The 13822-nt window shown below is 58.4% G+C and carries 12 protein-coding genes and 2 tRNA genes; 6 read left to right on the top strand and 8 right to left on the bottom strand.

The annotated features are described in order from the left end of the window. Position 1: 1 nt before the first annotated feature. From DWF74_RS11100 to DWF74_RS11110, 3 genes are all read right to left on the bottom strand, one after another. Positions 2–217: a hypothetical protein gene (locus DWF74_RS11100; RefSeq protein ID WP_102865473.1), complete on the bottom strand. Its 216-nt coding sequence runs from the start codon at positions 215–217 to the stop codon at positions 2–4. 63 nt (positions 218–280) lie between these two features. Further along, complete coding sequence (locus DWF74_RS11105) at positions 281–970, bottom strand: energy-coupling factor ABC transporter permease (protein ID WP_102865472.1); 690 nt, start codon at positions 968–970, stop codon at positions 281–283. Next, positions 967–1434, bottom strand: coding sequence for an FAD/FMN-containing dehydrogenase (locus tag DWF74_RS11110; RefSeq protein ID WP_102882239.1), 468 nt, complete (start codon positions 1432–1434; stop codon positions 967–969). Before DWF74_RS11110 ends, DWF74_RS11105 begins: the two co-directional genes overlap by 4 nt. 145 nt (positions 1435–1579) lie before the next feature. Here DWF74_RS11110 and DWF74_RS11115 point away from each other — a divergent pair, with 145 nt between their 5' ends. The 3 genes from DWF74_RS11115 to DWF74_RS11125 all read left to right on the top strand — a co-directional run bounded on the left by DWF74_RS11115 (position 1580) and on the right by DWF74_RS11125 (position 3930). Further along, positions 1580–2209, top strand: a complete 630-nt coding sequence (locus DWF74_RS11115; protein WP_102882240.1) for a DUF1780 domain-containing protein — start codon at positions 1580–1582, stop codon at positions 2207–2209. A gap of 188 nt (positions 2210–2397) precedes the next feature. Then, a complete protein-coding gene (locus DWF74_RS11120) occupies positions 2398–2571 on the top strand; it encodes a DUF3094 family protein (protein WP_043274580.1) in 174 nt (57 codons plus the stop codon). A 60-nt stretch (positions 2572–2631) separates the two neighbouring features. After that, positions 2632–3930 carry an NAD(P)/FAD-dependent oxidoreductase gene (locus DWF74_RS11125; protein WP_115580958.1) on the top strand — a complete coding sequence of 433 codons (1299 nt, stop codon included), beginning with the start codon at positions 2632–2634 and terminating at the stop codon, positions 3928–3930. Between the two features lie 61 nt (positions 3931–3991). On the opposite strand, the gene DWF74_RS11130 is transcribed toward DWF74_RS11125, so the two are convergent. Together DWF74_RS11130 and DWF74_RS11135 are read right to left on the bottom strand one after the other, a co-directional pair. Further along, complete coding sequence (locus DWF74_RS11130; protein WP_115580959.1) at positions 3992–4894, bottom strand: proline iminopeptidase-family hydrolase; 903 nt, start codon at positions 4892–4894, stop codon at positions 3992–3994. Positions 4895–4982: 88 nt separating this feature from the next. Next, complete coding sequence (locus DWF74_RS11135) at positions 4983–5741, bottom strand: LuxR family transcriptional regulator (protein ID WP_102865467.1); 759 nt, start codon at positions 5739–5741, stop codon at positions 4983–4985. A 297-nt stretch (positions 5742–6038) separates the two neighbouring features. Between DWF74_RS11135 and DWF74_RS11140 the strand changes: the two genes are divergently transcribed. Next, positions 6039–7250 carry a M24 family metallopeptidase gene (locus DWF74_RS11140; RefSeq protein WP_102865466.1) on the top strand — a complete coding sequence of 404 codons (1212 nt, stop codon included), beginning with the start codon at positions 6039–6041 and terminating at the stop codon, positions 7248–7250. A 323-nt stretch (positions 7251–7573) separates the two neighbouring features. On the opposite strand, the gene DWF74_RS11145 is transcribed toward DWF74_RS11140, so the two are convergent. Further along, positions 7574–8203, bottom strand: coding sequence for a response regulator transcription factor (locus DWF74_RS11145; RefSeq protein WP_102865465.1), 630 nt, complete (start codon positions 8201–8203; stop codon positions 7574–7576). Positions 8204–8532: 329 nt separating this feature from the next. On the opposite strand from DWF74_RS11145, the gene DWF74_RS11155 reads away from it, so the two are divergent. Next, a complete protein-coding gene (locus DWF74_RS11155; protein WP_115580961.1) occupies positions 8533–9708 on the top strand; it encodes an EAL domain-containing response regulator in 1176 nt (391 codons plus the stop codon). A 121-nt stretch (positions 9709–9829) separates the two neighbouring features. Further along, positions 9830–13477 (top strand): transporter substrate-binding domain-containing protein, encoded by a 3648-nt coding sequence (locus DWF74_RS11160; RefSeq protein ID WP_115580962.1) that lies wholly within the window; start codon positions 9830–9832, stop codon positions 13475–13477. A 98-nt stretch (positions 13478–13575) separates the two neighbouring features. Here the strand turns inward: DWF74_RS11160 and DWF74_RS11165 are convergent. Further along, positions 13576–13652 (bottom strand) — tRNA-Pro (locus tag DWF74_RS11165). A 93-nt stretch (positions 13653–13745) separates the two neighbouring features. Beyond that, positions 13746–13821: transfer RNA gene (locus DWF74_RS11170), tRNA-Lys, on the bottom strand. Position 13822 lies beyond the last annotated feature (1 nt).

Raw genomic sequence — 13822 nt, forward strand, 5'->3', positions numbered from 1 at the left:
ATCAGGGCCGCATGAAGCTGTAGTCCTGATCGTCGTCGAGGTTCTCCGCGAGGAACTGCAACTCGTCAGCCAGATCCTCGATGCTACGTACGCCCTTGCTCTGCTGCACCACCGCGCTGAGCAGCGCCCGCAGGCTCAAACCCGGTTCAAAACCTTCCTGCTGGGCACTGTGCAGACTGTCGCGCACTTCTTGCCGGGCCCACTGATAGACGCTCATGACCGCACTCCTGAGATTTTTGCCGAGCATGCAGCGCGGCCCCAGTCTCGGAGTTGATATGGATCAAGGGCGCGGGTCCTCATCCTTCCAGGGCGCACTGAGGTAGCGGGTGCGATTGAAGGTTTCCAGCCATTCCGGGCAGAACACCACCAGGGCGCTGATCACCATGCCGTTGATAAATGCCTCGGGAAAGATGATCAGCCACAGGTAGCCGACAAAATCCTCCAGCCATTCGGGCATGGCGAAACGCCCATCAAGCCACAAGAGCCCCAGGCCACAAAGCAGGCACAACAGCGCCGACAGGGCCGCGGCGAAGAATCCGGAGCAGAAGATATAGACGAAGGGATTGCGCGGTTGAGCCCGCTCCACCAGACCGGCACAGGCCTCGGTTACCGCCACCGGCAACAGGATCAGCAAGGCGCCATTGACCCCCATTGCCGCCAGCTCCTGCCGCCCCAGTGCCAGCAAGCCCAGCTGCGCAATCAGGCCACCGACAATCGCCAGTGGCCAATCCAGCAGTAAGGTCACCGCCGTCATGCCGATGAAGTGATAAGACACTCCAGTATCGAAATCCCGGCGCACCAACCACAGCAGAAACAACGCAAACACCGTTCCGAACAGTAGATGCTGACGGCGACTGTCGGTGAACAGCTCGACCCAGGGCGCCCGCCACACCGCCCAGATCAGAACCGGCACATACAGCAGCCAGCCGATACTCAGGCTTGCCGGTGACAGCAGCGCCGCGCTGATCATGGCCGGGCTTTCTCCAGCGCAGTCTTCAGTTGCTCGACGGTGGTGAATTCCTGCCGAGACACCAATTGGCCGTCCTGCAACTGCAGCCACAAGACCTTGTCCTCAGCGGCAGGGTAACGAGAGGCCACACGCCCTTCGCGGTCGAGCATCACCCGGTAGGGATAATCACGCATGGCCGGAACTGCGAACATCTTGGCGATCAGCGCCGGCATGCGCTGGATATCCGCGACAAACACCCCGTGACGCGCCTGCAGATAATCCTTGGGCTTGTCCTTGAGCGCCCCGTTCACCACCTTGGCCGCGTCCATACCGCGCGCCACCAGCAGGATCTGCGCCTGTGAATCGAGGCTGTAGGCTTGATCGAACTGATCCAGCAAGGTCCAGGGTGCCAGACGCTCACCGATTTCAAGGGCCTGGGCCCACAGGGGCAACAGGCCCAGCAACAGAATTGACCAGCGTTTCACTGCACACTCCTTATCGAGGGGTAGGACGGGAAACAGTCTACACCGCCCCTGGGCAGGCTCCAGCAAGCACCGCCAGGCACCGGGTGCAGAGGTTTTTCGAGAAGCGTGGTTTTTAAGGTCATATTTGAGCGCTAAGCTTGGAGATATGGATGACTCAGATTTTTTGCGCCTGCTCACCATTCAGGCCGAACAAGCCAACGCGTTTCTGTCCAATGCCCGCAAATGGGAGCGTGAGCGTTGGGTCTGCCAGCGCCTGCTGCAAGGCCTGAATATTCCCTATCGCAACGACGAATTCAGCGCCGCCGGGCAGGAGCCGCCGGATGTGCTGTTTCGCGAGGCCAGCTTCGAGGTGTTCTTCGTCCTTGATGAAGGCCGCCGACTCAATGATGAATGGCGCGACGAACTGCAACGCCGACGCAGCGCATTTTCCCTGAGCCAACTGGTACGACGCGAAGCCAAGCCCAAGCGCATCCCGGCTAACGAACTGTTGCTGCGCCTGGGGCCGACCCTGCGCAAGAAGGCCCACAACTACAAGGAGCGTGGGATGAACCTCGGGGAGCTGGACATCATCGCCTTCGCCGCCCTGAAACGTGAAGTGCTGGATCTGAACAGCCACTTCCCGCCCCCCACTGAATACCTGCGCCAGGGCTGGCGCTCGCTGTCCCTGGTGGGACCGACCTTCGCCCGGGTGCTGTTCGCCCATCCGGATGCGCCGGAGTTCCTGCGTAGCAACCTGGGCCGCAGTATCGTTTTCGACGTCGGCATCAGTTTGTAAAGTCCGTCAATCCGCCTCGCCTGGGCATGGCGCAATGTTCCGGGCAATGGTAAAAAAGCGCTCTTGCCTGCCAACGCCGGGACTTCGTCATCGAGCCCCCACGCGCAGCGGCTATGCTCGGTAAATGCTCGATTGCATCGCGCTGTAACATTCCCCTGTGTTGCGACGTCTACCTGACGAGGCCCTTTATGAGCAGCCGCCTGAACCCCGACGACCAACGCCATGTCGAAGAATACCTGCAACTGCCCCAGCACCGAGTCGAGCGCCGGCCCTTTCGGCCGTGGATGCTCCTTGTGGTGGTGGTCGTGGTGACGGTCGCCCTGGGCCTGTTGAGCCGTTTTATCAGTTACCTGACGCTATGAGCTGCATCGCGCTCGCTCGGTTGACTGCACCGATTTCTTTTAGCCTTGCGAGATATCCCCATGACTCATCGTATTGTCATCGTTGGCGGCGGCGCCGGCGGCCTGGAGTTGGCGACCCGCCTGGGTAAGACCCTGGGCAAGCGCGGCACCGCCAGTGTGATGCTGGTGGACGCCAACCTGACCCATATCTGGAAACCCCTGCTGCACGAAGTGGCCGCCGGCTCACTGAACTCCTCCGAAGACGAACTCAACTACGTTGCCCAAGCAAAATGGAACCACTTCGAGTTCCAGCTGGGCCGTATGAGCGGGCTCGATCGTCAACAGAAAAAGATCCAGTTGGCTGCCACCTATGACGAGGAAGGCACAGAACTGTTGCCGGCCCGTGAACTGGGCTACGACACCCTGGTGATCGCCGTGGGCAGTACCACCAACGACTTCGGCACCCAGGGCGCCGCCCAGCATTGCCTGTTCCTTGACACCCGCAAACAGGCCGAACGCTTCCACCAGCAACTGCTCAATCACTACCTGCGGGCCCACGCCGGGCAGACAGATGTCGTGGAACAGATCAGCGTGGCCATCGTCGGCGCCGGTGCCACCGGTGTGGAACTGGCAGCGGAACTGCACAACGCCGCCCATGAACTGGCCGCCTACGGCCTGGATCGGATCCTCCCGGAAAACATGCACATCACCCTGATCGAAGCCGGGCCACGGGTGCTGCCGGCCCTGCCCGAGCTCATCAGCGGGCCGGTGCACAAGACCCTGGAGAAACTCGGGGTCAAAGTGCTGACCAACGCTTCAGTCAGTGAAGTGACCGCCGACAGTCTGATCACCGCTGATGGCCAGACCATTCCCGCCAGCCTCAAGGTGTGGGCTGCCGGCATCCGCGCGCCGGGTTTCCTCAAGGACATCGACGGCCTGGAAACCAACCGCATCAACCAGCTCCAGGTGCTGCCAACCCTGCAGACCACCCGTGACGAGAACATCTTTGCCTTCGGCGACTGCGCCGCCTGCCCTCAACCCGGCAGCGACCGCAACGTACCGCCACGGGCCCAGGCTGCGCACCAACAAGCCTCACTGCTGGCCAAATCGCTGAAACTGCGTATCGAAGGCAAAGACCTACCGACCTACAAGTACACCGACTACGGCTCGCTGATCTCGCTCTCGCGCTTCTCGGCGGTGGGCAACCTGATGGGCAATCTCACCGGCAGTGTGATGCTCGAAGGCTGGCTGGCAAGGATGTTCTACATCTCGCTGTACCGCATGCACCAAATGGCCCTGTACGGAGTGTTCCGCACGGCGATGCTGATGCTCGGCAGCCGGATTGGACGAGGTACCGACCCACGCTTGAAGTTGCACTAAGCGCCTGAAAGTACGCCCCGCTACGCAAGGTAGTGGGGTGCACGGGCGGGCGAAGCGTGTGCTACAGACACTCATCCAGAAAGCTCACCACCGTTCCCATACAGGCAACCCGCTCCTCGATATGGGGCATGTGGCTGGAGTTCTCGAACAGTGCCCAGCGAATGTTCGGAACGTTGTCCAGATAGGGTTTGACCACTACAGGGGTTGCTTCGTCGTAACGCCCTGAGATCAGCAGGCTCGGCACCTTGATTCGCGGCAGGCGCTCGACAACGCTCCAGTCCTGCAGGTTGCTCAGGAGAGGGAAATTCCTAGCCCGCTGCGGCACACTTTCCATCGTGGTAGCGCAACATCCCCTGGAAAAAATGCGTACTACCTCTTCCGGCCAAGGCCGAAGCCGGCACACGTGCCGCTCAAAATACACCTGTGAGGCCTGCACGTACTCGGCGCTATGGAGGGTTCCAGCCTGCTCGTGGCCGATCAAGGTCTGCAAGACCCCCTCTGGCAAGGCCTCACGCAAACCCAGGGTTTCAGCCTGCCAGGTCCGCATGTCGGCCGGGGCATTGGCGATGATCAGGGCCCGCAGGCCCGCAGGGGTCAAGACGGCATGCTCGCTGGCCAGCGCCCCACCCCAGGAATGTCCGAGCAAGGCGTAGTCCTCACTGATGCGCAGGTGATCCAGAAGATTGTTCAGCTCTTCCAGATAAAGCTCGACGCTCCAGAATGAAGAAGGCTTGTCCTCCAGGCGAGTGGAAAATCCACTGCCGAGATGATCGAACTGAACGATCGCCCGGCCACTGGCCGCCACATCCCTGAAGGCATCAACGGTGTCATAAGTGCAGCCCGGGCCGCCGTGCAATATCACCAGGGGCGTCAGACCACTCTGCAGATCCCCCGTCACCCGATACCAGGTCTGCCAGGAGCCAAAGGAGGCATAACCTTCCTGTGGTGGTTTACTTGCTTTCATTGCGCATCACTCCCTGATGACGATCACCCTGTGTCATTTTCGGCCTCGCCCCCGTATCAGCGATAAGACCGGGCCGGTTGTGCTCGCTTTAGTTTTCCAGCAAGCGATAGTGAACGGCTCGAACCACGGCCTGAACCCGATTCTTGGCGCCCAACTTGTGCATCGCCGAGGTCAGATGCAGGTTGATGGTGGCCACGGAACGCTGCAGGCGTTCAGCAATTTCACCAGAGGTCATGCCCTCGGCCGCCCATTTCAGGCACTCGCGCTCGCGCTTGGTCAGTTGAACCGGATAGCTGCGAATGCTTTTACTGAGCGGTAGGTAGAGGTGTTCCTGCAGAGCATGAGAAAGAAGCGTGAAATCCCTCAAGACCTGTTGCAGATCATGCAAGGCCACCTGGGTACTGCCCGAGCGCAAACCGGTCAGGCTGGCGAAACCACCACCAGGCAAGTGAATGGGAACAGTCATGCCATGGGACATTTGATGATGCTGCAGGTAACTCGATACCGGCGCGTGCTGCTGCCCCATAGCCTGGCGCAAGACGGTTTCCGCTTCGGGTCTGTAGGACCAGATAAAGGGAGAAATGCTGTCCAGCGCCACCTGCTGGACCGGGTCGATATGGTAATACCCCTCGTCGCACCAGAGCTCCAGCCAGTCCTTTGGGGTATTGCAGACCATTGCACTGGGAATGATCAGTTCGCCCTGCTGATCAAAAGGCACCGGACTGTAGTCGTAAACCAGGGCATCGAACCCCAACCCCGAGGCCACTTCCATGGTCCCCGCCATCCGCTCATGCAATGTGTTTCCGAGCAAAAGACGAGAGTTAACTTCCGCGAGCCTGCTTTGCATCCGTTCAGTCTCCTTACTGTCTGATCCTTAACAGCAGGGCCTAGAATGCCACGCTCGATAGGAGCCGACCAGGCAAAACCTATAAGAACTACTAGGTTGTGCTACCCGGTTTAGCGGTGCCCTTCATGAAAGAGGCCCATGTTTCAACCTCTCCTGCCCCTCTGAACCGCCGCGCTGACAACCACATCAAGGTCGGTATCACGCATGCCCACACCTCCCCAGTCTGCTGCAATGCCGTTTCATGGCCCACCCGAGTGTGGCGCCGCGCATCGTTCATCGCAGACAAGGACCCGTGCCATGCAGATGCCCAAGACCCTTCAGATCCACAACGGTGAAAAAGTCCCTTCAACCTTCTCCCCTAAAGAGTACGCCCAGCGCCTGAGCACGCTGCGAGCCTATATGGCCCAGCAGGATATCGACGCGGCGCTGTTCACCTCCTACCACAACATCAACTACTACGCCGACTTCCTGTATTGCTCTTTCGGCCGTCAGTACGCCCTGGTGGTGACCCGGGAACGTAGCGTGCTGATCAGCGCCAATATCGACGGCGGGCAGCCCGGGCGTCGGGCGGTCTGCGATGATCAGGTGGTATACACCGACTGGCAACGGGGCAACTTCTTCGTCGCGGTCAAACAGGCCTTGCCGCAGGCTGCACGGCTGGGCCTGGAGTTCGATCAACTGACCCTGCCCAGCCACCAGGCCTTCGCCGAGCTGTATCCTCGGGCGCAACTCCTGGATATCGCTGCACCGTGCATGAGCATGCGCATGCTCAAGTCAGTCGAAGAACAGGCACTGATCCGCCAGGGTGCACGCATCGCCGACATCGGCGGGGCCGCCGCCATCGATGCCCTGCAGGATCAGGTATCGGAATACGATGTGGCCTTGCACGCCACACAGGCCATGGTGCGGGAAATCGCCCGGACCTTTCCCGCAGCCGAATTGATGGACACCTGGACCTGGTTTCAATCAGGGATCAATACCGACGGCGCACACAATCCGTTGACCTCGCGGCGCATCAGCCCGGGAGAGATACTCAGCCTCAACTGTTTCCCGATGATCGCCGGTTACTACACCGCGCTGGAGCGCACACTGTTCCTTGGGCATTGTCCCGACGCGTATCTGCGACTGTGGGAAATCAACCTCAAGGTGCATGAGGCCGGATTGCAACTGATCAAGCCCGGAGCCCGCTGCAGCGACATTGCCCGACAGTTGAACGAAATCTACCTGGAACACGACTTGCTGCAATATCGGACCTTCGGCTACGGCCACTCGTTCGGCATCCTCAATCACTACTACGGGCGCGAGACCGGGCTGGAGTTTCGCGAGGACGTGGACACTGTGCTGGAGCCCGGCATGGTGGTGTCCATGGAGCCGATGATCAGGCTACCCGAAGGCAGCCCAGGTGCCGGTGGTTATCGTGAGCACGACATTCTGATCGTCAACTCACAAGGCGCGGAAAACATCACCCGGCTGCCCTACGGACCACAGCACAACATCATCGGTCGCTGAAGAGACAATCAGGACCACTCGACCGGGATGCTCAACGCGCTCTTGATCAACAGGCATCTACAAAACCAACAAGCCGTGAAGATTGCAGCGATTACCTCTGAAACCCCACGAGAAAATGCTTAGGCAACAAGAGCTTTCAGGGCTTATCCAGGATGAGCCCTGAAACCCAATAGAAACAGATGCCATGCATTTCACTCAGGTGTCTACCCGGATACTTTCTAAGTCACGCACAACGAGCAAACACGGCATGCCCCGTCGTTCGGTAGCGATCCAGACACAACTAAGTGAAAACTCGACATTACAAGTAACTGACCAAGTTCACTTTATGGGATCAAAGCATTGCGCTTGGCAAACTCCGCCAGGCTTACTTGCGACCCCAACCCCAGCTTCTGCAACAGTCGGGTCTTGTAGGTGCTGACTGTCTTGTTGCTCAAGAACAGTTTTTCACCAATGGCCTTGTTGGAATGCCCCTGTGCTAGATACTGCAACACGATCATTTCCCGATCAGTCAGCAGGCCTATCTGCTCGGCCTCGGATTGTTGTTCCGCCGTGGGCATGGAAACATCCAAAGCCATCGACGGATAAAAAGTGTAGCCGGCCAACACAGCATTCAGAGCCACCACCAGATTGCCCAAATCCTCCTCCTTGTTGACGAAACCCCGAGCTCCCAGCTGAATACAGCGTCTGCAGAAGCTTTCAATCGACTGCGAGGTCAGCACCAGCACTTCAGTGGGCAAGCCCAGAGCCTTGATACGTGAAAGCACCTTGAGGCCATCCAACTTGGGAATACCGATATCGAGGATTACCACATCCGGCCTATGCTCGCGCACCAACTCCAGCGCATCCAATCCGTTGTCTGTTTCGGCCACCACCCGCATGTTGTTCTTTTCCAGCAAGACCTTAACGGCGAGCCGAACAACGGGATGATCGTCAACTATCAATACGCTGTGCATATTGTCACTTCACCTTAAAAACCCGGCCTTCGGTTGAGCCGGACCGACCGGAAAATACACGTAACCGCCCCCTGTATGCTGCAACTTACGTATCCGTATAAAGACGCTGATGTCATGTAGAAGTTTCGTGCACAGCACCTTGATGTCGTCCAGAATTTTCAGATTCCTGGCAAATAACAGAGGATACAAGGGGTTAATGACTCCTCCTTAAGGAATCAGACAGTCTGATTTTTCAATGAGAAATTTCCTACTGCACATGAGGATTTGCCTAATGGCTGCAACTCTAGAGCCTTAGCACTATGACCGGCAAATAATGACATGAGCCGGCAATGCAAAATTTGAACGTTCTGGTCCTGGAAGATGAACCGCTGCAACGCCTGGTTACCGTCACTGCACTGAAAAAAGTGATGCCTGGGCAGGTGCATGAAGCGGCCAGCGGTAGTGAAGCCCTGGCACTGCTGGAGCGCTGCGAAAGGATGGACATTGCCATCTGTGACCTGAAAATGCCCGGAATGGATGGTTTGGCCTTCCTGCGCCACGCCAGCCAAAGCGGCAAACTGCACTCCGTGATCCTGTGCAGCCAGATCGAGCCGATTCTGCGCCAAACTACCGTCTCGATGATCAGGGGCCTAGGCTTGAACTTCCTGGGTGATCTGGGCAAGCCCTTCAATCTGGAGCGCCTGACCACCCTGCTGACTCGTTATAAGAACCAGCGCCACGGCCTGCTCACTGCTCTGAAACAGTCCGAACTACCCACCCTGGCGGACGTGATTCGCGGCCTGGACAACGGCGAATTCGAACCCTACTACCAACCCAAGGTGGCACTCGACAACGCGTCGCTCCAAGGAGCGGAAGCGCTAGCCCGCTGGAATCATCCACAGCTGGGAGTACTGCCGCCTTCGCACTTCCTGCACATCATGGAACACCACTGCTTGCTGGACCGCCTGTTCTGGCAACTGTTCGACCAGGGCCTGGCCTTGCGCCGCAAACTGGCGCAAAAAGGCATTCCCCTGAGTTTCTCGTTCAATCTGCACCCATCACAGCTGGCGTCCCAGACCCTGACTGAATCCATTGCCACCCTACTCGTGCTGTTTCAGGTTCCATCCAGCAGCATCACCTTTGAAATCACCGAAACCAGTCTGATCAGCGCTCCCGCCAGTAGCCTGGAAAATCTGGTACGCCTGCGGGTAATGGGCTGCGGCTTGGCCATGGATGACTTCGGTGCGGGCTACTCCTCCCTGGATCGCCTCTGCGAGTTGCCCTTCAGTCAGATCAAGCTCGACGGCACTTTCGTGCGCAAGATGGGGCATCACCCCAGAAGCAGCGCCATCATTAGCTACACGGTGGCGCTCGCCCGTTCATTGGGTATGTCGCTGATTATCGAAGGAGTGGAAACCCGCGAGCAGCAGCAACGCCTACTGGAACTGGGATGCGACATAGCCCAGGGCTTCGTGTTTGCACGCCCGATGCCGGAAAGCCATTTCATTGCCTACTGCATTCGTTAGTCCCTTGGGAGAGCCGATCAAAGAGGCGACCCGTTGCTCAGGTTCTGTACCGCCCGCCCGGCGCTCATTGCGCTGTGACTCGTTGATCGAGCCATCTGGCCCCCCACAATCTGAAGCGATCATGCATTCACGACTTTTCTGGCTTTTTATCTGCTTGGCGATATTGGCTGTTCAACCGGCAGCGGCCCAGCTTCCGAGTTTGCCCAATACGCTGTACAGCACGGCGCGCCTCGACCACCACGACCTTGCCCTTGACGATGAAGACTGGCGTTGGCTGCGCCACAGGTCGGAACTGAAAATCGGTGCCGTGGCTACAGAATCGTCCCCCTTCAATGTCAGCTACAACGACAATCACTACGAGGGCATTACCGCTGACGTCAGCGCTCTGATTGGGCAGATACTCGGGGTTCGTATCAAGATCGTGTCCTTTGCCACCCGGGCAGAGGCCATGCAAGCCTTACAGGCTGCCAATATCGACTTGCTAGGCAGCTACAGCTCCGAGCAGCCTGCCGAGGCCGTCAGGTTTACTCGTCCCTTCGCCGAAGCCCGACTGGCACTGTTCAAACGCAAGGATGAATTGCGCAAATCGCCTTCCAACCTGGACGGATTACGAGTTTCTGTGGCCCAGGAATACAGCACGCAACTGCAGTCGCACTTTCCCTTGGCCCACTTGATGGTCTATCCCACCCATGACGAGGCCATAGCCGCGGCAGCCTTCGGCCATGCCGACATTTACGTGGACGATGTTCTGAGCGCCTACTTCCGCATCAATCGTTCCTACTACGGCTTTCTCAAGTTCGAGCGCTTCGCCGATTTTTCCCAAGACGGCTACGGCTATGCGCTCCAAGAGGATAACCAGCGCCTGCTGCGGATTATCAACCAGAGCATTGAGGCGATCGGTAAGGAAAAACTCCTCAATCTGAGTCGGCGCTGGGTGGGTAGCGGCTTCATTGCGTCGGACCAAAGGATGGCACTGACGCCGGAAGAGTCGCGTTGGATAGCCCGCAACCCAGTCATACGCCTGGTGATCAATGACGATCTGGCGCCCATTGCCTTCTTCGACGCCAATGGCGTTTTCTCGGGTGTCACCGCTGAACTGCTGGACGAGCTATCACTGCGCACCGGACTCGACTTCCAGGTCACCGCTCGCAACGGCGGCTACCCGGAACAGATTGAAGCCTTGCGCCAATCAGAGGCCGACCTGGCCATCATGACAGCCAGTGCACAACGCGAAGACAACCTGCGCTTCACTCGCTCCTTCCTGACCAGTCCCTTCGTCCTCGTGACCCAGACCGACAAGAAAGGCATGGCACAGCGGCCTGGAGACCTGGCAAACAAGCGCCTGGCCATCCCTTCCGGACACGTGACACTGCAGCATGTGCGCGAGCGCTACCCGCAAGCCGAAGTCATCGAAGTCGGCACCTCGCTGGACGCCATGAACATGGTCTATACCGGCGGCGCCGATGCCGCGGTGGTGTCATTGCCGGCCTCGCGTTACTACATTGTCCGCCTGTTCCAGAATCGCCTGGCTGTTGCCGATCTGATTCACACCCGGCAGGCGACCGCCAGCTTTGCCCTGAGGCGAAGCGATTCGGAACTGCAATCCATCATCGACAAAGCCCTGATCAGCCTCCCGACGGACGATTTGAACGCCATCGCCAACCACTGGCGCTCACCGCCGGGCATGAGCAGCGAAACCTGGCGCGACTACGCGTTGATGATCGCCGAAATCATAGCTGGCGCTTCGTTGCTGCTCCTGCTGTCGCTGCTCTGGGTCTTCTATCTGCAACGCCGAGTCAAGGCCGAGAAAACGCTCAATGAACAATTGCGCTTTATCGAGACCCTCGCAGAGAACATGCCTCCGGCCCTCTATCTCCGGGACATTGAGGGCAACATGCTGTCCTGCAACCGCAGCTATCTGCAGAGCGTCGGTCTGAGTGCCGAGGACGTCTTGGACAAGACTGTGCAGGAACTGCCTGATGAGCACTTTGCGGCAGGGCCCGACCTGCACCAGAACTACCTGCAAGCGATCAATGACGGCAAGACCATTACCTCGGTGTATGCCGTGCAATTGCAGGGCAAGGACGTCTGGATCGAGCACTGGATTCAGCCATTCCAGGACGCCACCGGTGTCACAAAAGGCGTGATCTGCGGCTGGCTGGACATTACCAAGCACCGTCATCTGGTTCAGGAACTGAAGGAGGCGAAGAATCTCGCCGATGAGGCCAGCCGGGCCAAGACCACCTTCCTGGCCACCATGAGTCATGAAATACGCACGCCAATGAACGCCATCATCGGCATTCTGGAACTGGCGCTCAAACGCGCCGACAGCGATCGGATCGAGCGCTCCAGCATTGAAATCGCCTACAGTTCGGCCAAGAGCCTGCTGGAGCTGATCGGCGATATCCTCGACATTGCCCGCATCGAGTCCGGACGCCTGAGCCTCTGCCCCAAACGCGCCAACCTGCGCGAACTGGTGGAATCAGTGGCTAGAGTGTTCGAGGGGCTGGCTCGGCAGAAATGCCTGAGCCTGATCCTCGAGATCGACTCCAGCATCAACGGCGATGTGCTGGTGGACGGGATGCGTTTCAAGCAGATCCTCTCCAACTTGGTGAGCAATGCCATCAAGTTCACCGAAGCCGGTTTTATCAAGGTGGGCATTTCCGGCGAGCTAGTGGAAAACGCTGTGCTGCGGGTCGAGCTCAGTGTCGAAGACTCGGGAATTGGTATTTCCCCCAGCAGCCAGCAACGCCTGTTCCAACCCTTCGCCCAGGTAGAGCGCAACGTGCAGAACATCGAAGGCACGGGGCTGGGCCTGGTGATTTGTCGTTCCCTGTGCGAAATGATGGGTGGCCAGGTGTCGATGAGCAGCACCCTGGGGCATGGCACCCGGGTGGATGTGGAGCTGCGTTTGCAAGTACTGGAGCGCACGGCCACCGCTGAGCGTCCGCCTCAGGTCAAGAGGCGCTACACACAACGTTTGCAGATTCTGGTGGTAGACGATCATCCGGTGAACCGCCAGGTCCTGCAGCAGCAGCTGTGCTTTCTCGGACATGACGTGTTCGAAGCGGAGAACGGCCTGGAGGCACTGCATCTCTGGCGCGAGCAGGACTTTGACGTGATCATCACCGACTGCCACATGCCCATCATGAACGGCGCCGAGATGAGCCGGGCGATCCGCCAGGATGAGCAGGACAAGGCCTGCGAACCAATGATGATCATCGGCCTGACCGCCGACGCCCAGCAGGAAGAAGTGGAACGTTGCATCCAGGCGGGAATGAATGATTGCCTGATCAAACCCATCAGCCTGGATGAGTTGGAAGAACGTCTGCTGACCATGGGACAGGCCGATGAGAGCGAACGTGAGAACCTCATCCCCACAAAGCACACCAGCCCCCGCTCTTCTCGGGTATTCGACCTGGAGTCCTTGCATACCCTGGTGGGCAGCGAGCCGACGATGTTGCATCACATCTTGAATGAGTTGCTCAGTAACAATCGCATGGACATGCAGAGACTCGACACCTTGCTTCAAGAGCAGGCAACAGCTGAGTTGGCAGAGTTGGCGCATCGTATCAAGGGCGCTGCGCGCGTGGTCAAAGGCGAAGAATTGGTAGAGAGTTGTCGTCAGCTGGAAGATGCCTGCCTGAGCCCCGACCTGTCCCTGAACATGGTCAAGGAACGCGTGGAACAGGTGAAACAGGCCATCATCACCCTCGAACAGCGCCTGTTTGAACAACGTAGGGTCTGGGAAGAACTGCCTATCGACTGACAACAAGAGGCTCGCCTCTCGGGCGGCCCCTCGACCTCAGCGCTTTTTTGCAGACAAACGAAAAAAGGCACCTCTAGAGGTGCCTTTTATCGTGAATATGGTCGGGGTAAGGGGATTCGAACTCCTGACATCCTGCTCCCAAAGCAGGCGCGCTACCGGACTGCGCTATACCCCGGTAAAAAAAAGGCACCTTTAAAAGGCGCCTTCTGCGAACAGAGCTTTTGGCGTCTGATCTTAAGATTCGATTCCAGCGAACTGGTCTCAAAAATGGTGGGTCGTGTGGGATTCGAACCTACGACCAATTGGTTAAAAGCCAACTGCTCTACCAACTGAGCTAACGACCCA

Source organism: Pseudomonas protegens (assembly GCF_003363755.1).
In the GTDB taxonomy this organism is placed as follows: domain Bacteria; phylum Pseudomonadota; class Gammaproteobacteria; order Pseudomonadales; family Pseudomonadaceae; genus Aquipseudomonas; species Aquipseudomonas danubii.